Source organism: Faecalispora jeddahensis (assembly GCF_000577335.1).
In the GTDB taxonomy this organism is placed as follows: domain Bacteria; phylum Bacillota; class Clostridia; order Oscillospirales; family Acutalibacteraceae; genus Faecalispora; species Faecalispora jeddahensis.
The window spans coordinates 42,300-63,192 of record NZ_CBYL010000020.1 but is presented as its reverse complement, the minus strand read 5'-3'; the positions used below and the strand labels follow the sequence as shown (position 1 = coordinate 63,192).

At 53.1% G+C, this 20,893-nt stretch carries 22 protein-coding genes and 1 riboswitch; of the genes, 18 read left to right on the top strand and 4 right to left on the bottom strand.

What is annotated here, in order from left to right; translation table 11 throughout:
- Nucleotides 1-356: 356 nt before the first annotated feature.
- From TY09_RS09330 to TY09_RS09315, 3 genes are all read left to right on the top strand, one after another.
- Nucleotides 357-830, top strand: coding sequence for a flavodoxin (locus tag TY09_RS09330; RefSeq protein WP_009061144.1), 474 nt, complete (start codon nt 357-359; stop codon nt 828-830).
- Between the two features lie 476 nt (nt 831-1,306).
- Complete coding sequence (locus TY09_RS09320) at nt 1,307-1,846, top strand: ECF transporter S component (RefSeq protein ID WP_009061177.1); 540 nt, start codon at nt 1,307-1,309, stop codon at nt 1,844-1,846.
- Between the two features lie 462 nt (nt 1,847-2,308).
- Nucleotides 2,309-2,403: riboswitch (glycine riboswitch) on the top strand.
- Nucleotides 2,404-2,552: 149 nt separating this feature from the next.
- Nucleotides 2,553-3,950 carry an alanine/glycine:cation symporter family protein gene (locus tag TY09_RS09315; protein WP_042433475.1) on the top strand — a complete coding sequence of 466 codons (1,398 nt, stop codon included), beginning with the start codon at nt 2,553-2,555 and terminating at the stop codon, nt 3,948-3,950.
- A 215-nt stretch (nt 3,951-4,165) separates the two neighbouring features.
- Here TY09_RS09315 and TY09_RS09310 read toward each other — a convergent pair whose 3' ends face one another.
- Entirely contained in the window at nt 4,166-4,609 is a 444-nt protein-coding gene (locus tag TY09_RS09310; RefSeq protein WP_009061153.1) for an Lrp/AsnC family transcriptional regulator, read from the bottom strand.
- Between the two features lie 137 nt (nt 4,610-4,746).
- Here TY09_RS09310 and TY09_RS09305 point away from each other — a divergent pair, with 137 nt between their 5' ends.
- Nucleotides 4,747-5,163, top strand: coding sequence for a carboxymuconolactone decarboxylase family protein (locus tag TY09_RS09305; RefSeq protein ID WP_042433472.1), 417 nt, complete (start codon nt 4,747-4,749; stop codon nt 5,161-5,163).
- Between the two features lie 266 nt (nt 5,164-5,429).
- Here the strand turns inward: TY09_RS09305 and TY09_RS09300 are convergent, their stop codons facing one another.
- Nucleotides 5,430-5,723, bottom strand: coding sequence for an AbrB/MazE/SpoVT family DNA-binding domain-containing protein (locus TY09_RS09300; RefSeq protein ID WP_009061175.1), 294 nt, complete (start codon nt 5,721-5,723; stop codon nt 5,430-5,432).
- A gap of 102 nt (nt 5,724-5,825) precedes the next feature.
- Here TY09_RS09300 and TY09_RS09295 point away from each other — a divergent pair, with 102 nt between their 5' ends.
- From TY09_RS09295 to TY09_RS09235, 13 genes are all read left to right on the top strand, one after another.
- Nucleotides 5,826-6,068, top strand: coding sequence for a helix-turn-helix domain-containing protein (locus TY09_RS09295; protein WP_074432624.1), 243 nt, complete (start codon nt 5,826-5,828; stop codon nt 6,066-6,068).
- Between the two features lie 111 nt (nt 6,069-6,179).
- Entirely contained in the window at nt 6,180-6,884 is a 705-nt protein-coding gene (locus TY09_RS09290) for an alpha/beta hydrolase (RefSeq protein WP_042433469.1), read from the top strand.
- A 67-nt stretch (nt 6,885-6,951) separates the two neighbouring features.
- Nucleotides 6,952-7,200, top strand: a complete 249-nt coding sequence (locus tag TY09_RS09285) for a CPCC family cysteine-rich protein (protein ID WP_042433466.1) — start codon at nt 6,952-6,954, stop codon at nt 7,198-7,200.
- A gap of 202 nt (nt 7,201-7,402) precedes the next feature.
- A complete protein-coding gene (locus TY09_RS09280) occupies nt 7,403-8,416 on the top strand; it encodes a rod shape-determining protein (protein WP_035316517.1) in 1,014 nt (337 codons plus the stop codon).
- Between the two features lie 120 nt (nt 8,417-8,536).
- Entirely contained in the window at nt 8,537-9,478 is a 942-nt protein-coding gene (mreC, locus tag TY09_RS09275; protein ID WP_042433463.1) for a rod shape-determining protein MreC, read from the top strand.
- On the top strand, nt 9,475-9,996 hold the full coding sequence (locus TY09_RS09270) for a rod shape-determining protein MreD (protein WP_009061138.1): 522 nt from the start codon (nt 9,475-9,477) through the stop codon (nt 9,994-9,996). Before mreC ends, TY09_RS09270 begins: the two co-directional genes overlap by 4 nt.
- 13 nt (nt 9,997-10,009) lie before the next feature.
- The gene (locus tag TY09_RS09265) at nt 10,010-12,178 is read left to right on the top strand and encodes a peptidoglycan D,D-transpeptidase FtsI family protein (protein WP_042433460.1); all 2,169 of its coding nucleotides are present in this window, start codon (nt 10,010-10,012) and stop codon (nt 12,176-12,178) included.
- Nucleotides 12,179-12,434: 256 nt separating this feature from the next.
- Nucleotides 12,435-13,178: a nucleotide-binding protein gene (locus TY09_RS09260; RefSeq protein WP_042433457.1), complete on the top strand. Its 744-nt coding sequence runs from the start codon at nt 12,435-12,437 to the stop codon at nt 13,176-13,178.
- A 52-nt stretch (nt 13,179-13,230) separates the two neighbouring features.
- Complete coding sequence (mgsA, locus tag TY09_RS09255) at nt 13,231-13,635, top strand: methylglyoxal synthase (RefSeq protein ID WP_020074554.1); 405 nt, start codon at nt 13,231-13,233, stop codon at nt 13,633-13,635.
- 110 nt (nt 13,636-13,745) lie between these two features.
- The gene (hisS, locus tag TY09_RS09250) at nt 13,746-15,053 is read left to right on the top strand and encodes a histidine--tRNA ligase (protein WP_042433454.1); all 1,308 of its coding nucleotides are present in this window, start codon (nt 13,746-13,748) and stop codon (nt 15,051-15,053) included.
- A 166-nt stretch (nt 15,054-15,219) separates the two neighbouring features.
- Nucleotides 15,220-17,007, top strand: a complete 1,788-nt coding sequence (gene aspS / locus TY09_RS09245) for an aspartate--tRNA ligase (protein ID WP_042433451.1) — start codon at nt 15,220-15,222, stop codon at nt 17,005-17,007.
- A 260-nt stretch (nt 17,008-17,267) separates the two neighbouring features.
- A complete protein-coding gene (locus TY09_RS09240) occupies nt 17,268-17,837 on the top strand; it encodes an RNA polymerase sigma factor (protein WP_009061155.1) in 570 nt (189 codons plus the stop codon).
- Nucleotides 17,834-19,180, top strand: a complete 1,347-nt coding sequence (locus TY09_RS09235) for an anti-sigma-I factor RsgI family protein (protein WP_009061165.1) — start codon at nt 17,834-17,836, stop codon at nt 19,178-19,180. The genes TY09_RS09240 and TY09_RS09235 overlap by 4 nt, the downstream gene beginning before the upstream one ends.
- A 55-nt stretch (nt 19,181-19,235) precedes the next feature.
- Here the strand turns inward: TY09_RS09235 and TY09_RS18605 are convergent, their stop codons facing one another.
- Nucleotides 19,236-19,394 (bottom strand): hypothetical protein, encoded by a 159-nt coding sequence (locus TY09_RS18605; protein ID WP_042433447.1) that lies wholly within the window; start codon nt 19,392-19,394, stop codon nt 19,236-19,238.
- Between the two features lie 117 nt (nt 19,395-19,511).
- Nucleotides 19,512-19,682, bottom strand: coding sequence for a type II toxin-antitoxin system antitoxin (locus TY09_RS18325; protein ID WP_009061140.1), 171 nt, complete (start codon nt 19,680-19,682; stop codon nt 19,512-19,514).
- A 123-nt stretch (nt 19,683-19,805) separates the two neighbouring features.
- Here TY09_RS18325 and TY09_RS18600 point away from each other — a divergent pair, with 123 nt between their 5' ends.
- On the top strand, nt 19,806-19,982 hold the full coding sequence (locus TY09_RS18600) for a hypothetical protein (protein ID WP_187119599.1): 177 nt from the start codon (nt 19,806-19,808) through the stop codon (nt 19,980-19,982).
- Nucleotides 19,983-20,893 lie beyond the last annotated feature (911 nt).

The window sequence follows — 20,893 nt, the reverse complement described above, 5'->3', positions numbered from 1 at the left end:
CCGCGCACCTCGCCTGGCAGGCGGTGAAACCGCCGTAAAATGTCTTTGGGCGCGCCAGAAAGGCCCTCTCTTTCCGATAAGGGCAAGCTGTGTCTTTCTTAGTTATTAAGCAACGTGATAACCTAGGTGTAGGTTCAGGGAAACAGCTGAGTGCTTTTCCTTATAGGGTAAATGCAGGGACTCGCAGAATACGGGTACAGTCGCCGTAAAAGCCCCTTAGACGCGCCAAAAAGGCGGCATCCTTCCGACTAGATGCGGTATACTTTTTATTTTGGAAAGCGCAGTATAGCGGTATAATAGATTTGGTTTATTACACCACACAGATAAACAGGAATTGGGCAATGGAGACAACGTATATGGAAAACACACTGGTTGCTTATTATTCGCTTTTCCACAATACAAAACATGTAGCGCTGGAAATAGCAAAACAGACGGGCGCAGCCCTCAGAGAAATCATTCCCGATAAGAATTACTCTTTTGATTATAATACAGCTGCTAAAGAAGTAAGGAATCAGATTGCCCGCGGATTTTGCCCTAAGCTAATATCTGGCAATGAGTCAATCGACAATTATCAAATCATATTTATAGGTACTCCCAACTGGTTTAAAACGATGGCCCCGCCAGTTATAAGCTTTCTTCAACAGCATGATTTTACGGGGAAAATCGTAATTCCTTTTTGTACGCATGGCGGCGGTGGATTCGGCCAAATTGAAAATGATATCGCTAAAGCATGTCCAAATTCCAAAATTCTGCCTGGTATTGCCGTAAACGGCATGATCGCTCCGGAAGAGATCACCGGCTGGCTTGAGGTAATTGGGCATGACCTTTAAACAGCTTCCCATTAGCTGCTTTATCGGTAATTGTGCCTCTAAAAAATCTTTTTTCAGCATTAATACAAACCATAGGACAGGGCGGCCGCCCTGTCCTGCTTTTTTTGGCCTGCCGCAAGAGGAATATATCCCCGGTACAGATTGGAACAAACAGCCGCAATTTGCTACAGGCTACACGCAGGGGCTCGCAAAACGCGGATACCGCGTGTCAGCACCCGGATTCCTTTGGAAGCGCCAAAACGGAGCAAACTTAATGTTTGCTCCGTTTTGTATTTCTGCATATAAGCTTAGCGGCATCACCGTTGGGAAGAGCCCTCATAAAACCGCATGGAGCACTAGTATGAACATGAGCGGGCCTGCACGAGCGCTCGGCCTTGTGTGCCGGATGATCTGATACTATAAAAAAACTTGAAACTGGGTGTTTCAATATGGTCAATCCGGGGGTATACTGGTAACTATTCTAGGAGGGATCCCCAATGAAAAACACAAAAAGCCTCGTCATCGCATCTCTGTTTGCCGCTTTGACCTGCGTTACGACCATGGCGATCAAAATCCCGACCCCGACAAACGGGTACATCCATCCCGGTGACGGCATGGTGCTGCTGTGCGGCATATTGCTCGGCCCCCAAATCGGCGGACTGGCCGCTGGGATCGGCTCGATGCTTGCGGATGTTTTTTCCGGCTACGCGTCCTATGCAGTGGGTACGCTGATCATTAAAGCCGCGTCGGCAGTGGCGGCGGGTATCTTATACCGCGTGCTGCCCGGAAAAAGCCGCGCGCGCATTGCGGTCTGCGGTTTCGTGGGGGAAGCAATCATGGTCGGCGGATATTATTTGTATGAAATCGGCCTGGGAATGGCTTCCGGCAGCAATTTGGCAGCATCGGCAATCGCGGCGACGGCCGGTGTACCGTTTAATGTGGTGCAGGGCGCATCCGGCATCCTGATCGCGTTGGTGCTGTTCCCGGTGCTGCAAAAGATTCCTTCCTTCCGTGCATGGATGGGGAAAAATGCTTGATGTGAATCCCGCCTGTCAGTTGCCGATCCTCTGGGTATCCCTGCATTTCTTCAGACCGTGCGCCCCTGCCGCGGGCTTGCCGCCGCAGGCGTAAAACGGTATGAACACCCGCATCCTTTCAGGTACACCAAACCGGAGCAAACATAAAGTTTGCTCCGGTTTTTAATTTCTACATATCACTGCGCTGCCGGTTGAGATAAAATCCCCGGGCGCAGGTTGAAGGAAATTCCCCTTTAACGTGGGGTGACTCTCGCTGAGCAATGTCTTTTTCTATGACAAAAGCACACAAAAAAACGCACTCCGCCGGCCAAAAGCTCTATTTGACTTCAATGAATCCGTATGATACCATAAAATAAATTGAATATAGTTACCGAAACAAGAGAAGTTCGTAGGAAAACGGCTGCGGCCTACCGAAGGAGTAACACTCTCAGGTGCCTGAATGTTCAGGTGAGGACTATGAATGGATGTAACTCTGGAGAATCCCTTTTTGGGTGCCGAAGGTGTAAGGCTCGACTCGCTCGTGCTAATCTCTCAGGCAAAAGGACAGAGCTCTGTGCCCATGATGATTGGGCCTTTTTGTGCTGCATATCCAGAGTCAAACCATTGCTGTATGGTTTGGCTTTTTTGTTTATCCGCAAAATACCCCGCGGCAGGCATCGCTTTTCTTCCGGCTGCTTTTGTTTCAACTTATGGAGGAGTGTTTATTGTGGAATGGTTTTCTCATCTAGTCAACAGTATTAATGGGGTATTATGGAATGTTTTTTTAATTATTCTGCTCTGCGGCGTCGGCATTTATTTTACGATTCTGACCAAAGGCATACAATTCCGAAAATTCAAGCAGAGCTTTCGCTCTACCTTTGGCTCGATCACTTTCAGCGGAAAGAAAGCGAGTGAAAAGGAGGGCATGACCTCTTTTCAGTCTCTGATTACCTCGATATCGGCTCAAATCGGAACGGGAAATCTGGCGGGTGTGGCTACCGCCATGGTCTCCGGCGGCCCCGGCGCCGTCTTCTGGATGTGGGTCAGCGCCATTTTGGGCATGGCTACCATTTATGCGGAGGCCACCCTTGCCCAGCGTTATAAAACCACCGTAAACGGCACGCTGGTCGGCGGGCCAGCCTACTATATCCGTGCGGCCATCAAGGGGCCGGCGGGCAGAGTGGTTGCCGCCATATTTGCTGTTTTGATCATCTTCGCGCTCGGCTTCATGGGCAATATGGTGCAGGCTAACTCCGTCGGCGGAGCCATGGAGGCGGCTTTCGGAATCCCCTCCGAATTTGTCGGCGGCGGACTCGCGCTGATCTCTCTGCTGGTTTTCCTGGGCGGCGTTAAGCGCATTGTCGCCGTTGCGGAAAAGGTGGTTCCTTTTATGGCGATTTTCTTCACCCTGGCCTCTCTGGTTGTGATCTTTATCAACTTCCGCAACATCATCCCTGCATTTTACGATATTTTCGTCGGCGCGTTTTATCCTCAGGCGGTTTTGGGCGGTATTTTGGGTGTAAGCGTGCAGCAGGCCATCCGGTTCGGCATCGCGCGCGGACTGTTCACGCATGAGGCCGGTATGGGCTCCACCCCTCACGCGCACGCTCTGGCCCGGGTCAAAAATCCCTGCGAGCAGGGTCTTGTTGCCATGATGGGCGTATTTATCGACACGATCGTTCTGCTCCCTCTGACCGTTCTGGCCATTTTAACCTCGGGGGTATTGGGTTCCACCGATACAAAGGGGGAATTCGTTACCGGCATTGAACTGACACAGGCCGCTTTTTCCCAGGTGTTCGGTCATTTCGGGTATGTGATTATTGCGATCTGCGTCTTTTTCTTCGCTTTCGCAACCATTATGGGATGGTACTTTTTCGGCCTTGCCAACGTGAAATATCTTTTCGGAAAAAAAGCGGTTTCCTTATACGCCGTTCTGGTTTCCGCTTTTGTCGGCATCGGCTGTGCGCTGAAGGTTGACCTGGTATGGAGCCTCGCGGACCTGTTTAACGGACTGATGGTGATTCCCAATATTCTGGCTCTGATCCTTCTTGGAGGGGTCGTCGCCAAGCTGACAAAAAGCTGGGAGAGCGGCGAGGTATATTCCCCGGATTCGGACCAGGATTAAGGCTCTGAATTTCTGCGGAAGAAGCTCCGCGAACTGCTATAAAGCCCTTTCGGGGAATCCAAAAAAGAGCCGGTTCTTTTGAACCGACTCTTTTTATTTGTAATGGGAGGAGAATCCGAATACAAGCTGAGGGGAAACAAAGACGAAACAAAAACACCGTTGGATCGACAAGCCGCCACGAAATGCCGAAACAATCAAACGGCGCAGAATCCGATCTATAAGAATTTATCGATACGATCATTGACTTCCACTTTCGAAAAAACAATGGATGTATTGGTTTGAGCATATGAGGATACGGCATTGATGAACTGTTCAATATCCTCTAAAGAAGGAACTGACAATTTGACGATAAAGCATGCGGCGCCCGCAATCCGGTAACACCATTCACTGTGTTTATCATCCTGAATAAAACTTTTAAATTTCTCGTATTGCCCATCCTTCATGGTAACTTGAACGATACAATCGATTCCAAAGCCAAGTTCCTTTTTGTTCAAACGAATCGTATACCCCTCAATAATATTATGATCCTCAAGCCTTCTCACCCTCTCGGTGACAGAAGGCGGTGAAAGATTGACCCGCTTCGATAACTCTCTTATAGAAATCCGGCTGTCGGCTTGCAGCTCCTGCAAAATCCGCACATCTATTTCATCTATTTTCATTTGGAATATCCTTTCAAAATATAAGTATCAACAGCAATATAAACACAACAATATGATATCATACGAAATACTATTTTAAATATACTCCTGCTATAATGGATTTGTCAACGGAACACATCATGTAAGGAGGAAGAATTATGGCAGGCATTTCTTTTTCGCAGAATGGACTTACCCCGTTTCAACAGCTATTGGGACATAACAAAGACATTTTGGAGAAATGGGTCTCACTGGAAAACTGTATTTATTCCAGCGATACATTTTCCGCAGAGCTGAAAGAGCAGGTTCGGCGCACTCTGGCTTTTCATAACGGCTGTGAATACTGTATGGCTAAGGGAGCTCCTTCCAAAAACAGAACCGATTCAAGGGTACAATTGGCTGTCCATGCCGCAGATCTGTCCAGTAGCAAAACACATATCAGCGACGACGAAATCAACGCACTGAAAGAAGTATTCACAGACAGCGAGATCGCAGAGCTTTTGGCGCTGATTTGTTTTATCACGGCTTGTCAAAGATTTGGCGCCCTGCTGGGCTTAGAGGCAAGCTGCCAAATTTGAGTGATTGACGCACTGTCCGCCGGGAACCCCGACACGCAGTTCGTGGATGAAGGCCCTATTTTACTATAAATACTCCCGCTTTCATCCTGCGTCAACGTCGAGCAAAACATACAGAAACTGCAGTCAACCTTTATTGGTTGGCTGCAGTTTCTGTGTGTCTTTCTCCCAAGAGACCCGCCGCTGCGGCACCTTTTTGGCGGGCGGCGCAGCGGCCTTTCCTCTTTTTCAGGCGGGTCGGAAAAAAACCGGTATGTACCGAAGCTTTTTCATTCTGTTCCTTTTTGCTGTTTTGCAAGACGATGCAGAATATCCCACGCCAGCAGCAGATCCTGATCTGACAATTTCCCCAGCATCTCTTCTGTTTCCCTCAGAACCGGATTTTCCCGTGCCGGAGCTGGTTTTGCGTCGCTTTCTCCCTGTGTATACAGAAGAATATAGCGTCCCAATTGGCCGATTTCAATGGGAGTATGCGCTGTCCAGCCCAATAACTGCCTTGTTTCAATCGGTATTACAATCCGACCGTGCTTATCCAGTTTTCTTGCGATTCCTTTTTGCTCCATTTTAATCCTCCTATATTACGTTACTATTTATATAGTAACTATCAATATGCGAATCGTCAACAAGTAACTTTAAATGTAGTATCTATTTGAGGTGATATTAAAATGAGCAAAACAAATTCTGTATTACAGCGAAAGAAATATGGACAAATAAACTTCAAGTTAAAGGAGTTGCTAGACTCTCGGGGGATGACCAGAAATTATCTTGCCCGTAAAATCGATTCCCGATTTGAAGTGGTGGATAAGTGGTACAAGAATCGGGTAGAAAAAATTGATATTGATATCCTGGCCAGGATTTGTTTTGTACTTGAATGCGAAGTGGAAGATATTATAGAATACACAAAGTAAGATAGCATAAAATCAGGCTTGACCGCCTGCTATCAAATCCGAACCGTTTGAGCATGTCTAAGCCGCTTACGAAACGGCCAAACTGATACTTAGATAAAGGAAACAACCATGATGAAAACACAAAAGCTTCTCATAGACCAAATTCCTGCCGTTGTTTGGGGCGAACCCTCCGACCGGGTTTTTCTTGCCGTGCACGGCAATCTCTCAAACAAGGAAGACACCGTCATCCGGCTGCTGGCCGAGGAGGCCGCGCTCCGCGGCATTCAGGTGATCAGCTTCGACCTGCCGGAGCACGGGGAACGCGTCGGCACACAGCCGCCCTGCAAGGTGCAGTTTTGCGTGCGCGATCTGCGGAAGGTAATGGACTACGCGAAAAGCCGCTGGCAGCAGATCAGCCTGTTCGCCTGCAGTATGGGAGCCTATTTCAGCCTGCTCGAATATCATGCGGAACCGCTCCATCAGGCGCTGTTCCTTTCCCCCGTAGTGGATATGCGCCGCATCATTGAGAATATGATGACCTGGTTTGAGGTCACCGAAGAGCGGCTGCAGAAGCTCGGCGAAATTCAAACGCCCATCGGCCAGACTTTGTACTGGGATTACTACAGTTATGTCAGGGAACATCCCATCGAGCACTGGGACAGCGAAACCGCAGTTCTGTACGGCGAAAACGACACCCTGTGCGAGCGGGACACCATCGATGCCTTCACCCGGCGCTTTCCCTGCAAGCTGGAGGTTGTAAACGGAGGAGAGCACTTTTTTCACACGCCGGAGCATCTCGCCGCCTTTTCCGCATGGCTCAGGCAGAGCCTGCACTGACCGGCGTTTTACGGCAGGCAATTGCGGCAATCCACATTTCGGCAAAGACCTGAATGGAGGAATTCCCATGAATCATCCATGCCCCTGCTGCGGCTGCCTGACTTTCCCCGTTGCGCAGGAAGAGGCCATCGCCTATATTTGTCCCGTCTGCTATTGGGAAAACGACGTGTTTCTTGGCGGCCCGGACGAGGCGAGCGACGAAAACCACGGGATCACCCTGAACAAAGCGCGCGCCAATTTTCAAAAATTCGGAGCGTGCTGCATAGAAATGCTGCCCTACGTGCGCCCGCCAAAACAGGAAGAGAAAAATCTATGATCTTTCTTGCAAATGATTTCTTTCAAAAAAATGAATTTTTTGTGATTATTTCGGATTCCTGTTGAGAAATGACGGTTCAGCGGTTATAATAGGGATATTCGGACTAATTGGGTTTTTGCGCCTTTTTTCAGGAATTGACAGGAAAACTCTATCAATGATTTTTGATTCACATAAAACGGGCGGGAATGAAAGGGGAACATCCATGTTTGCAAAGGATATTGGAATCGATTTAGGGACAGCCAATACTTTGGTGTTCATGAAAGGAAAAGGAATCGTGATGCGCGAGCCGTCGGTTGTGGCGGTGGACATCCGCTCCGACACGGTTTTGGCTGTCGGTACGCAGGCCAAGGAAATGATCGGCCGCACCCCGGGTTCCATTGTGGCGGTTCGTCCGCTGAAAGACGGTGTGATTGCCGACTTCGACATCACCGCGACAATGCTTAAGCATTTCATCAAGAAAGCAACCAAATCAAATATGTTCAGCAAACCCCACATCGTGGTGTGCATCCCCTCCGGTGTTACCGAGGTGGAGCGCCGCGCCGTGGAGGATGCCGCGCGTCAGGCCGGCGCGAGCCAGGTGGATCTGATTGAAGAGCCCATGGCCGCAGCGATCGGCGCGGGCCTGCCCGTAGCGGAACCCACCGGCAGCATGGTGGTCGATCTGGGCGGCGGCACCACTGAGGTGGCCGTGATTTCGCTCGGCGACATCGTCACCTCCTGTTCCGTGCGCGTGGCGGGCGACAAATTCGACGAGGCGATCATCTCCTACGTCAAGAAAAAGTACAATCTTCTCATCGGTGAGCGCACCGCTGAGGAAATCAAGATTTCCATCGGCTCGGCGTTCCCCACCGAAGAAACCAAGGATGCTTCCGTTGTCATCAAGGGCCGCAACCTGCTCGACGGCCTGCCGAAGAACGTGACGATCCATGCCGACGAGGTGCGCGAGGCCCTGAGCGATCCGCTTGCACTGATCGTGGATGCGGTAAAGAGCACGCTGGAAAAAACCCCGCCTGAGCTTTCTGCGGATATCATTGACCACGGCATCATGCTCACCGGCGGCGGCGCTTTGCTGCGCGGCCTGGACATGCTGATCTCTCAGGAGACGAACATGCCGGTACATGTGGCGGACAGTCCGCTTGACTGCGTGGTGGACGGAACCGGAAAGCGGCTGGAGGTAACTATGCCGTCGGAATACTACAAGGCGCGGAAGAGATAAGCCTTGCCTGCAATATAACTTTCGCGGAGGGTTCTTTGGTGGCTCTCCGCTTTTTTCCGCTGAAAACGGGGGATTGGTCCATGCGGCATCCCCGCCGTCTATGCCGATGGAGGTGACGTTTTGAGAGATGTCTTTCACAGCCGGGGCTTTAAGGCTCTGCTGGGCATTGTATTTGTTGTTCTGGGCATTATGATCTATTCCGCTGGGGCCGAGGGCGGTTCTGTGTTTTCTTCTCTTCTGGGGCACGTATTCACCCCCATGCAGAAGGTTTCGACTGTCATTTCCAACAATGCGGCGGTCAGCGTGGGCCGCTCCGCCGGTGATCTGGAGAGCGAGAACCAGGAGCTAAAAAAAGAAGTGGACGCCCTGCGCGCCAAGCTGATCGACTACTATCAGGTCAAGCAGGAAAACGACCAATACCGTACCTTCCTGGAGCTGAAAAACGAGAACAAGGATTTCACGTTTGTTTCCGGCTCTGTGGTGGGGCGTGACCCGAACGACGTGTTCGGCAGCTTTACCGTGGATAAAGGCTCTTTGGCAGGCGTGACCGCGGGCAGCCCCGTGATTACCGAAAGCGGCGTGGTGGGCTGGGTATCGAGCGTCAGCTCAACGTTCTGCCAGGTAACCACTCTTTTCTCTCCCGATACGAACATGGCTGCGCTCGACCGCGTGAACCGCGAAAGCGGTGTGGTCAGCAGCAATATCAAGCTGTACGAGCAGGGCTACGCGAAGCTCGGCTACCTTTCCTCCGAAACCAAGGTGCAGAAGGACGACATCATCGTCACCAGCGGCCTTGGCGGCATCTACCCGAAAAACCTGCCGGTGGGCAAGGTGGTTTCTGTCGGGCCGGAGGAGTACAGCGTTTCTTACATGGCGGTCATCAAACCGTTTGTTGACCCGAAAACCGTGCGCGACGTATTCATCATCACTAGCTTCCTCGGTAAGGGAGAAGCGCTCAGCTCGCTGCCCGAGCCCTCCGGCACCCCCTCCGGCGGCAATACGTCTTCGAGCAGCGGAACCACCTCCAGCGGCACGGCTTCCGGTTCGGGGGCTGCCAAATGACGGACAAGAAAAAGCTGCTGCGCTACTTTGCCTATACTATAGAAATCATTGTGATCTACCTGCTGAATGAAACGCCGGGGCTGATCCCGCCGGTTTTTGGCGCGCGCCCCGTTCTGCTGCTGCCCGTGGCCGTTTCCATCGCTGTGTTCGAGAGCGAAACCGCGGCCATGGGTTTTGGCCTTTTCTGCGGCGTTCTGCTCGATTTCGGCATGAGCGGCGGTGCGGCGCTGGGATTCCACACGCTGCTGCTCTCCGTTCTGTGCTTTTGCGCCGGACTAATGGCCGTACATCTGCTGCGGGCCAACCTGCTGACGGACCTGCTGCTCTCCACCGCGGTCGTCGGCCTGATTCTGCTGTTACAGTGGCTGTTCTATTATGTGTTTTCGGGGTACGAGTACCCCGGCTTTGCGCTGGTCAGCCATTTTCTTCCCCGCTTTGTTTACACGCTGCTTCCGGTGCCTTTGATTTATGCCTTTAACCGGGCCTTCGCACTGAATATCCGGGAAAGCGCCGGCTGACAGGAGGTTTTCCATGAATCGCTTCAAGGGCTTGTCCCGTTATATTTTCTGTATCGTGGTCATCATGGCGGCGTTCGCCGTGTACGGCCTTCGCCTGATCGACTGGCAGATCATCAACGGCGCTTACTGGCTGAATGTTTCCACCCGCACCAACACCTCGTCGGTGAAAATGACGGCCGCCCGCGGCGAAATTCTGGACCGCAACGGCAACGCGCTGGCGGTAAACAAAACCGTATACGCCATTGTGTTCGATAAGTCCGCCATGACAAAGGACACGCAGAACAAAACGATTCTTCAGCTTGTTTCGCTGCTCCAGAAGCGCGGCGAAACGTGGGTGGACGAGCTGCCGATTCAGGTGACTGCCACCGGGGCGTACGAGTTTATTCCCGGCCGCGATTCTGACGTGGCAGCGCTGATCAAGCATCTGCGCCTGAATACCTACGCCACCGCCGAGCAATGCGTGCTCCAGATGAAAAAGAACTACGAATGCGATGGCTACTCCCCGAATCAGACGCGCGCGATTCTCTCTGTGCGCTACAATATGGATATTTCGGGATTTTCCGTTTCCACTCCGTACACCTTTGCAACAGGCGTGTCCTCCGACACCGTCGGAATCATCAGCGAAAACGCGCAGAATCTTCCCGGCGCCACCGTTGAGGTGACCACCGTGCGCGATTACCCCGACGGCACCGTCGCACCGCACGTGCTGGGAACGCTGGGCGCGATCTCGCAGGAGGAATATGCCGAAGAAAAAAAGCAGGGAAATACCTACAGCCTGGATAATCTGGGCGGCTATGCCTATAATGATTCTATCGGCAAAAGCGGCGTGGAATCCTATTTTGAAAAATACCTGCGCGGCACGAACGGCCTGAAGGTGATCGAAACCACGCGCACCGGGGCCGTTGCCTCCAGCACGGTAACGCAGGCGCCCGTGGCGGGCGATTCGATTTATCTCACCATCGACAAGAACCTTCAGAGGGTGGCGCAGGTTTCTCTTGCAAACAACGTAAAAGGCGCCCAGAACGAGGGAAAAAGCGGCGGCAGCAAGGGCGGGGCGGACTGCGTCGCGGGCGGCGCTGTAGTACTGAATGTCAAGGATTTTTCCGTGCTGGCGGCGGCAACGTTCCCCAGCTATGATTTAAACCAGTACAACAGCAATCCTTCCTATGTATCGGGTCTGTTCCAGGATAAAACAAAGCCGATGTATGACCGCGCGCTGGTCGGCTCCTTCATGCCCGGCTCGTCGTTTAAGCCGGTAGTCGCCTCGGCGGCTTTACAGGAGGGGGTCATCAATTCTTCCTCCACCGTCACCTGTCACCGCGTGTATACCTTCTGGAATGACTATCAGCCCACCTGCATGGGCTATCACGGAACAATTAATGTCGTCACCGCGCTGCAGAAATCCTGCAATATCTTCTTTTACGACACCGGCCGCCGCCTCGGCATCGACACGCTTGACCTGTATGCCAAGCGCTTTGGCCTCGGGCAGAAAACCGGCATCGAGATCAACGAGGGCGCGGGCGTTCTCTCCAGCCCGCAGGTGCGCGTTGCGGCCGGCGGCGTGTGGAACGGCGGCGACGTGGTACAGGCCGCGATCGGCCAGGCCGACAACTCCTTTACGCCATTGCAGCTGGCCACCTATGTCTCGACGCTCGTCAACGACGGCACCCGGCTGAAAACGCATCTCATCGGCAAAATTACCGATTACAACCGCGACAAGGTTATTATGCAGAACGACCCGAATTCCCCCACGGTCGTCGATCACGTGGGCGTTTCCAAGGAAAATCTTGAAACGGTGAAAAAGGGCATGCGCGCTGTCACCAGCGTTGGGGGCACCGCTTCTTCGTTCGCGAACTACGGCATTGCCGTGGCCGGTAAAACCGGTACCGCACAGGTGCCGCCGCATTCCGACAACGTGGTGTTCGTGGGCTTTGCCCCGTACGACAAGCCCGAAATCGCCGTGGCGGTCGTACTGGAATACGGCGCTTACAGCAAATACTCCACCGTGGTCGCACGCGATCTGTTCGACGCGTATTTCTTCGGCAAAACCGTGGACGCTTCCGGCAATCTGGTATTCCCCGCCAAAGAGGAGTCCACTTCCTCTGGAACCTCATCCGGAACCGCCTCCGGCACGACGACGTCTTCCGGCACTTCTTCGGGAGTCTCTTCCACCGCGGGCTGAGCGGTTTGCTCTGACTTTGACACTGTGTTCTATTTTTTCGGTCAATTTATGGATTGTGACTATCGTCGTTCAAATTTCGAAAAAAATCTTTGACGGAGATTCACAATTGTGTTAGTATGATAACGAGAATGAGAACAAATCAAGAACTTCATTCCAAGTGGGAAGAATATCTCGCTGCGAGTTTCAAGGCTCTCTCAGCCGCCGGCAGCTTGCTGCCGCTTACGGCGTGAGGTTCTGATAAGCGAGGAAGTGACTTATGGGAGCGGTAACAGTCATTACATCCGGCAAGGGAGGCGTGGGAAAGTCCACCGTCTGCGCCGGATTGGGACGAGCCCTGGCCGAACGCCGGCGCAGGGTTCTGCTGATCGACGGCGACGCCGGGCTGCGCAGCCTGGACCGCATGCTCGCTCTGGATGACCAGGTGATGTTCGATATTTCCGACGTGGTCTCCGGCTCCTGCGAGCCGATCCGCGCCATCTATGAATGCGGTGTGCCCGGGCTGTACCTGATGCCCGCGCCGTACCGTGAGGAAAAAGTCGTTTCGCCCCATTTGATGCGGCAGCTGGTACCGATTCTTTCGCGCTACTACGACCATGTTCTGATCGATTGCCCCGCCGGGCTTGGCGCGGGCTTTGAGTCAGCCGCGGCCGCGGCGCAAAGAGCCCTTATCGTGGCAACACCCGACCCGCTCTGCCTGCGCGGCAGCGACAAGGTGCGGCTGCTGCTCACACAGGCCGGCATTTCGTCGCAGAGGCTGGTCGTGAATCGGTTTCATTACAAAAATTTTGTCAAATCCGGCTTGTTCCACGATCTGGACAATGTGATCGACGCCGCGGGAATCCGGCTGATCGGGATTGTCCCAGAGGATCCGGAAACCGCCGCCGCGTTTACCGGCGGCAAGCCAGTTTCACCATACTTTTCAGCGATGCAGGCGTTTCACCGTCTGGCCGCCCGGCTGGAGGGAGAATCAGTTCCCCTTGCAAGGCTGGAAAAGCTGTAAATTCATCGCAGCAATTACTTTAACTCAATTTCAGATGAAGGAGGATTAAGCATTGAATATTGCATTGATTGCCCACGACGCCAAAAAGGAACTGATGGTTCAGTTCTGCATCGCATACTGCGGGGTGCTGAGCCGACACAGCTTGTGCGCGACAGGTACCACCGGCAAGCTGGTATCGGAGGCCACGGGGCTGAGTATTCAGCGCTTTTTAAGCGGAGCGCAGGGCGGCGACCAGCAGATCGCGGCGCGGATTTCGTATAATGAAGTTGATCTTCTTCTGTTTTTCCGTGATCCCCTGAATCCGAAGCCGCACGAGCCCAACGATATGAATCTGCTGAGCCTGTGCGATATGCACAATATTCCTGTGGCTACCAACATCGCCACCGCGGAGGTTCTCATCCACGGTCTGGAGCGCGGTGACCTGGACTGGCGCAACATCTTAAATCCGAAGTACTGATCTTGGGATTTATCTCTATTCAGGTAGGATCCCTCGCTCTCAGCGGAGCGGGGGGTTTTGTTTTAACTCGCCCGCCGCAAGGCGGGAACAGAAAATAAGGAGTGTTTTTTATGGCATTATTGGTTCAGGGCCCCAAGGGTACACAGGATCTTCTGCCCGAACAGACCGCGCGCTGGCAGGTGGTAGAGCAGGTGATGCGTGAAGAGGCGTCACTGTATGGCTATGGCGAAATCCGCACCCCTGTTTTTGAGCATACGGAGCTGTTTCAGCGTTCGGTAGGCGAAACCACCGACGTGGTTCAAAAAGAGATGTATACGTTTAACGATAAAGGCGGGCGCTCCATTACCCTGCGCCCCGAAGGTACCGCGGGCGCGGTCCGCGCCCTGCTGGAGCACGCCCTTTACAACGAAGGCCTGCCGGTAAAGCTGTATTATTTCACCTCCTGTTATCGGTATGAGAAGCCGCAGGCCGGCCGCCTGCGCGAGTTTCACCAGTTCGGCGTGGAGGCTTTCGGCTCTGCCGACCCGATCGCCGACGCGGAGACCATCATGCTGGGCAAGTCGATCTTTGACCGCCTCGGTATGCGCGGCTACTCCATCGAGATCAACTCCATCGGCTGCCCTGAATGCCGCGCCAAATACCACCAGGCACTGAAGGAATATTTCGCGGCGTCCATCGACCAGCTGTGCGATACCTGCAAGGACCGTCTTGACCGCAACCCCATGCGCATTCTGGACTGCAAAAATCCGCCCTGTGCAGAGGTGGCAAAGGACGCGCCCATCATGCTCGACTACCTGTGCGACGACTGCCGCGAGCACTTTGACGGCGTGAAGAGCTATCTGGACGACGCCGGAGTGAAATATGAGGTAAACCCCACCATCGTGCGCGGGCTGGATTACTACACCCGCACGGTGTTTGAATTCGTGTCGAACGACCTAGGCTCGCAGAGTACCTTCTGCGGCGGCGGACGCTACGACGGTCTGGTGGCCGAAATGGGCGGCAAGCCCCTGCCCGCGCTGGGCTACGCGATCGGTCTTGAGCGCGTGCTGATGATTCTGCAGGCGCAGGGAATAGAGCTGCCGGTGCAGTCTCAGTGCGAACTGTTCGTTGCAGCCATTGGTGAGGCCGCGCAGAAGCGCGCGTTTGCTCTGGTTCGCCGCATGCGGGAATGCTCTGTGTTCGCGCAGTTCGATTCCTGCGGGCGCAGCCTGAAGGCCCAGATGAAGTACGCCGACAAGATCGGCGCAGATTACACGCTGGTGCTGGGCGACGACGAGCTGCAGAGCGGACGCGGCAAGCTGAAAAACATGAAAACGGGCGAGCTGACAGAAATTGCTCTGGACGAGGAGACCTTTGCGTCACAGTTTCTGGCGGCCACAGTGACGGCAGGCCCGGCCGGTGCAGACTCTTCCATTTGACGGAGCCGCGCTTTTTTACTATAATAAATACAGTTGCAGACAAAGCACGGAAAACGATCCTTTCTTCCCCGCCAAAGGCGGGGAAGAAAGGAAACACTTGCTGTTTCTGCGGCAATTTCAGGAAAAGAAACTGGCAGGCTCAGCCTGAGGATAGAGGAACGATACAATGGCAGAATTTATGAGCGGACTAAAAAGAACCCATTACTGCGGCACCCTGCGGCAGGAACACGTTGGAACAGAAGTGGTCGTATGCGGCTGGGTACAGCGTCAGCGCGATTTAGGACAGCTGATCTTTGTTGACCTGCGCGACCGCACCGGCCTTTTGCAGCTGGCCTTCGGCGATACGACCGACCGGCAGATTTTTGAAAAAGCTGCCGGCGTTCGCGCGGAATATGTCCTCGCGGTGCGCGGCGTAGTGCGCGAGCGCTCCGCCAAAAACCCCGAACTGCCCACCGGCGACGTGGAAATTGAGGTTCAGGAGCTGAGGGTTCTCGCAAAGGCCGAAACCCCGCCCTTTGAAATTGTGGAGCATTCCAATGTAAAGGAAGAACTGCGGCTGAAATACCGCTACCTGGATCTTCGCCGCCCTGACATGCAGGACAAGATCATCCAGCGCCACAAGATCGTAAAAATTGCCCGCGATTACTTTGACGATAACGGTTTTCTGGAGATCGAGACCCCGATCCTCATCAAATCCACGCCCGAAGGCGCGCGCGATTATCTTGTGCCGTCGCGCGTGTTTCCGGGAAATTTCTTCGCGCTGCCGCAGTCGCCCCAGCAGTACAAGCAGCTGTTGATGCTCTCGGGCTTCGACCGCTACATGCAGGTAGCCCGCTGCTTCCGCGACGAGGACCTGCGCGCGGACCGTCAGCCGGAATTCACCCAGATCGATCTTGAAATGTCCTTTATTGAGCCGGAAGACGTCATGGCGATCGGCGAAGGTTTTATCCGTGACGTATACAAGCGTTTGCAGAATATCGATATTCCCACGCCGTTCCGCCGCATCACGTGGCATGAGGCGATGGAGCGCTTTGGCTCTGACAAGCCCGACCTGCGCTTTGGCCTGGAGCTTGTCAACCTGAGCGATGTACTGAAGGATACCGAGTTCCGTGTGTTCGCCGGCGCCTTGTCGGCGGGCGGATCGGTGCGCGGCATTAACCTGAAGGGCAAGGCGGACGAGCTCAGCCGCAAGGAAATCGACAAGCTGACTGAAACCCTGAAGGCTTACGGCGCGCAGGGTCTGGCGTGGACACGCCTGACCTCGAACGGCGAAAGCTCCAGCTATGAAAAATTCCTGTCGGAGCAGGAGGCCGCGGCGGTGAGAACCGCGCTCGGCGCCGAAACCGGCGACGTTCTGCTGCTGGTGGCCAGCCCCAAAAACAGCGTGGTATTCGCCTCTCTGGGCGCGCTGCGCTGCGAGCTGGCAAAGCGCTTTGGCCTCATCGATGATTCCAAGCCGTGCCTGCTGTGGGTTACCGACTTCCCGCTGTTTGAGTACGACGAGGAGGAAAACCGCTATGTGGCGATGCACCACCCCTTCACCGCACCGCGTGAGGAAGACCTTGACAAGCTGACCTCTGACCCCGGCAGCGTATGCGCCAAAGCATACGACATGGTGCTCAACGGAAATGAAATCGGCGGCGGTTCCATCCGCATCAACACCCCCGAGGTACAGCGCCAGATGTTCCAGGCCTTGGGCTTTACGCCCGAGCAGGCCCAGCAGCGCTTTGGCTTTTTGATCGACGCGTTCCGCTACGGCGCCCCGCCCCACGGCGGCATGGCGTTCGGGCTCGACCGTCTGGTGATGCTGATGCTTGGCTGCGACAGCATCCGCGACGTGATCGCGTTCCCGAAGGTTGCCAACTCCAGCGAGCTGATGAGCAGCGCGCCGGACGTGGTAGACCCCAAACAACTGGCGGAGCTTGGCCTTTCAATCGTTCCGCAGGCGGAGTAAAACAACTGATTTCTGCGCCCGGTGCAGGCCCGGGCTCCAGCAGCTTCGGGCCATCCGTATGGCGGGCCGCTCTGTGTGTACAAACCGGTACAGCAGAGCCGGAATCCCACATTTTCACCAGCCGGCAAAGAAACCTTTTCAACGCCGTTCTGTGTCAGAGCGGCGTTTTTTTACGGGATTTAAAATTTTTTCCTAATTTTTCTTGAACTGTGCAATAAAACGGCACGGAATTTCATTATTCTAACAGAGGGAGTTTCTATATGGTGACTGGAAACGGAAACGGGAACCATCAATCATATCAAGCCCCCACAGACCAACTCATGCGGCAGGTGGCCGCGGGAGAGGACTGGGCCTTCGCTCAGCTCTACCTGAGTACACAGCATGCGGTTTACGCGTTGCTGCTCTCTCTGGTCAAAAATCCCGCAACCGCAGAGGACCTGATGCAGGATACGTATCTGAGCATCCGACAGTCTGTGGGAACTTACATCCCTCAGGGCAAGCCGATGGCGTGGATCTTTACGATCGCCAAAAACCTTGCCTACCAGGAGCTGCGCCGCGCCAATAAGCAGGGGACTGAAAATTTCGATGATCATGAGGATGCCTCCGGCGAAGATAATATTTCGCAGGCTATTGATAACATCGTTTTAAGAAGCGCCCTGACGATTTTGGAGGAGCGGGAACGCAAAATTGTGCTGCTGCACGTAGCCGCCGGGATGAAGTTCGTTGAGATCGCATCCCTGACGGAGACGCCGCTGGGTACGGTATTATCCTCTTATCACCGTGCGATGCGCAAGCTCCAGAAATCCGTCCGAGAGGGGGCAGTTCAATGAAACGGTCTGAGCTGAAACAATCGCTCAAATTCGCTGTTCTGCAATCCACACCGGACTTATTGCCCACCCTTCTGCCGGGCTATTCGGCAGAAGAAATCCCTTTGCCGTGTCCTACGGCGGAGGAAGCCCTTTGCGGAATCAACCAAGTGGTTGTGCCAAGAAAAAGGCCCCGATTTCAGATTGCATGCGTCATGGCAGCCGTTTGCATTGTGTTTTTGAGCGTCTTTTACCTGGCACAGCCGAAGGTAGATTCCATCGTCAGTATTGACGTGAACCCCAGTATAGAGCTAACTATTGATCAGAATGACCGAGTCATCAAGTCAAAGGCATCCAACGATGACGCGGCCGCAATTTTGAAGAATATGAATCTGCGGGATAAGGATATCAGCGAAGCCACCGGCACGATTGTCAATCGTCTGCTGGAGCATGGCTACCTGGCTAAAAACAGCACAGACAACGCGATCCTGATCTCCGTAGCCAGCCGGAATGGGCAAAACCCAACACAGCTGCAGGAAAAAATGGCGGACGGTATTGAAAACGTCCTGAAAGAGAATAATGCCAGCGCTACGGTGCTGCGCCAGACGGATACTTTGTCGGACGATCTTCAGAAATTCGCCAGCGAAAACAAGGTTTCCCTTGGCAAGGCGGATCTGGTCCGCAAGCTGACGGAACAGGATTCTTCTCTTGACGCGTCGGCGCTTTGTAAAATGTCGCTGAAGGATCTGAACAAACTGATGGAAAGCAAAAAACTTGAAGTCAGCGGCCTGGTGATCGGCGAGGAGGGCGACCCTTCTGTTTCCTCCGGCCAGCCTGGCAACGATCCTGTTTCCTCTTCCTCCGGCAAGGAAAGCTCCGCACCGGAAGGCAGCGCGGGCGGTTCGCAGACAGAAGATCCCTTCGGGTCGGGAACGACCTCCAGAAATCCTTCGTCTTCGAGGCCACACTCGCACACTTCTTCCGAGAACGGTGCAACCTCTGGCGGACAGGATGGAAGCTCGGTATCCAGCGACGATCCGATTTACACCCCGCCGGATATTGACGACGATATGGAAGATCCCGACGGTGTGCCGTCTTACCCGTTCGACGATGTTTCTTCTGCCGTAGAAAGCAGCAGCCAGAGTTCTTCCAGTAAGAACCCCGGCGGTGAGAGTTCACAGGCCGCTTCTTCGGGCAGCAGTTCCTCTTCGTCCACAGTGGAAAGCAGCGCCCCGAGTTCTTCTGAAAAGCCGTCTTCCAGCCATTCTTCTTCTTCCGCGTCCGGTAATTCCTCTCAGAAAACCGGTTCCTCTGATAAATCGGGAGCCTCTTCGCAAATAGCTTCTTCCCGGGATAAAAAGGCTTAAGATTCCGGTACAGCGAAAAGCAGCCCCGCCCTTTTGAAAAGGGCGGGGCTTTCTTTTACTCAATTTTACCATGCTGCTTCTCATATTGCTCTACACAGTGCCGGATTAAAATCAATATCTGATGATTTAAGGAACGTCCTTCATAATCTGTCACAAAATGCAGCTTGTTCAGCAATTCTTCCTCTATCCGGATCGAATATCTTTTCACCGCCATACATAACACCTCTTTCAGTTATAGATGATATCATCTATTTTAAGGCTTCCTTATGGCACAATGTGAAAAACGGATATAGAATATATTCAATATAAATTCATTCTAATGCCCGATTATTTAAAGCTCAATTTCTCCGTGCGTCTGTTCAAATTTTTCAACATGCTTTTTGATCAGCATCTCCACCTCACGATTGGCTGAACGTGCATGATATTCTGCTACATAACGCAATTTTGCCAATAAACTCGGATCGATCCGAATTGTAAACTGCGGTAAATCTGACGGCATCATTTTGACCCCCTTTTGATGTCACTTTTATTAAAGTAACACACAAAAACCGCCTGCGGCGATGTTGACAACAAAGTGACAACACCTTATAATTAATAATAGTAATTCGTTATTGGGGGAATTGGGATGCCGGACTATAAAGAGCTGTATTTGAAAATGGCGCGCGCCTCGGAACAGGCTATAGGCATACTGATCAAGGCACAGTTGGAGTGTGAAGAAAGTTATCTCTCTTCTTGTGAACCAAAGCTTATCATCGTTCCCTTTACTGCGCAAAAGGGGCAGGGGGACAAGCTGGAAAAATAAACGGTCTCGTTCGTTTATTTAAAGCCTTTCTTCGTGCGGCTTCGCCGCATGTTTTTACTTGCGCAGCTTGCCTGCGGATGCTTTTTTGTAAGTTTCTGCTGGCGCAGGGCCTGCCCCTTGTGCCGGGGCGGGCACTTACTTTCGCTACGAGGCGAAAGTAAGCAAAGGCTCGCCAAAGGACACCTTTGGAATCCGTTTGGGGAACGACGCCTGTAAGTGCAAACGATAACTACTGAAAAGGCGCTCCAATGAAAATGCCCACTCTCCAAGTTTCATCTAAAAGCAAGCTTAGCAATCCCGTCTGTCGGCGGGCATTTTCAGAGCGCTCTCGTTGGCTCGCAGAGGGGGGCGCTTCCCAGCGCGGTACTTCATTGGTATCCTTTATGAGCAAAGAAAGCCCTTCTGTAGAAGAAGCTTCACGCGCAGGCTGTACCTGTGCGTGGAACAGAACCAGAGCGGGAGCTTCTCACTGTTTCCAAAGGCAGCGCCTTTGGTCGTTGAGAGGGAGTTCGAAAAGAAAGGAAGGGCCTGCCCCGGCCTGAGGGGCAAGCCCGCGCCAGCAGAAATGAAATGCGGGAGCACCCGCTGAAAATCACGCTTCCCTATCAAGGTAACAAAGAAAAATTTCATTATGGCATAAGGTCCAAGCCCTGTGCCAGCAGAAACTTCCTATGAGGCAACTCACAGAAAAAACTGCTCTTTCATAACTAAGACAAAAAAGAAAAAGCCTCCGGTACAAGAAACCAGCCTGTGCCAGCAGGCAAAGCGTACCTGCACGCACATCGCGAAAAGGCCAGCAGAATCCCTGTGGAAAAACCACCTTACAACTTATCGTTGAATCAATTAAGTTTTCAACTATGAGTTAACAGTCTGTTGAAAATCTTCTTTCCTTTGAATTTGACGATATGCCC

Bases quoted from the DNA above. Each gene is read 5' to 3' on its own strand.
- TY09_RS09330 (WP_009061144.1), top strand. From the start codon at position 357: ATGGAAAACACACTGGTTGCTTATTATTCGCTTTTCCACAATACAAAA.
- TY09_RS09320 (WP_009061177.1), top strand. From the start codon at position 1,307: ATGAAAAACACAAAAAGCCTCGTCATCGCATCTCTGTTTGCCGCTTTG.
- TY09_RS09310 (WP_009061153.1), bottom strand. From the start codon at position 4,609: ATGAAAATAGATGAAATAGATGTGCGGATTTTGCAGGAGCTGCAAGCC.
- TY09_RS09305 (WP_042433472.1), top strand. From the start codon at position 4,747: ATGGCAGGCATTTCTTTTTCGCAGAATGGACTTACCCCGTTTCAACAG.
- TY09_RS09300 (WP_009061175.1), bottom strand. From the start codon at position 5,723: ATGGAGCAAAAAGGAATCGCAAGAAAACTGGATAAGCACGGTCGGATT.
- TY09_RS09295 (WP_074432624.1), top strand. From the start codon at position 5,826: ATGAGCAAAACAAATTCTGTATTACAGCGAAAGAAATATGGACAAATA.
- TY09_RS09290 (WP_042433469.1), top strand. From the start codon at position 6,180: ATGAAAACACAAAAGCTTCTCATAGACCAAATTCCTGCCGTTGTTTGG.
- TY09_RS09285 (WP_042433466.1), top strand. From the start codon at position 6,952: ATGAATCATCCATGCCCCTGCTGCGGCTGCCTGACTTTCCCCGTTGCG.
- TY09_RS09280 (WP_035316517.1), top strand. From the start codon at position 7,403: ATGTTTGCAAAGGATATTGGAATCGATTTAGGGACAGCCAATACTTTG.
- TY09_RS09270 (WP_009061138.1), top strand. From the start codon at position 9,475: ATGACGGACAAGAAAAAGCTGCTGCGCTACTTTGCCTATACTATAGAA.
- TY09_RS09265 (WP_042433460.1), top strand. From the start codon at position 10,010: ATGAATCGCTTCAAGGGCTTGTCCCGTTATATTTTCTGTATCGTGGTC.
- TY09_RS09260 (WP_042433457.1), top strand. From the start codon at position 12,435: ATGGGAGCGGTAACAGTCATTACATCCGGCAAGGGAGGCGTGGGAAAG.
- hisS (WP_042433454.1), top strand. From the start codon at position 13,746: ATGGCATTATTGGTTCAGGGCCCCAAGGGTACACAGGATCTTCTGCCC.
- aspS (WP_042433451.1), top strand. From the start codon at position 15,220: ATGGCAGAATTTATGAGCGGACTAAAAAGAACCCATTACTGCGGCACC.
- TY09_RS09240 (WP_009061155.1), top strand. From the start codon at position 17,268: ATGGTGACTGGAAACGGAAACGGGAACCATCAATCATATCAAGCCCCC.
- TY09_RS09235 (WP_009061165.1), top strand. From the start codon at position 17,834: ATGAAACGGTCTGAGCTGAAACAATCGCTCAAATTCGCTGTTCTGCAA.
- TY09_RS18605 (WP_042433447.1), bottom strand. From the start codon at position 19,394: ATGGCGGTGAAAAGATATTCGATCCGGATAGAGGAAGAATTGCTGAAC.
- TY09_RS18325 (WP_009061140.1), bottom strand. From the start codon at position 19,682: ATGATGCCGTCAGATTTACCGCAGTTTACAATTCGGATCGATCCGAGT.
- TY09_RS18600 (WP_187119599.1), top strand. From the start codon at position 19,806: ATGCCGGACTATAAAGAGCTGTATTTGAAAATGGCGCGCGCCTCGGAA.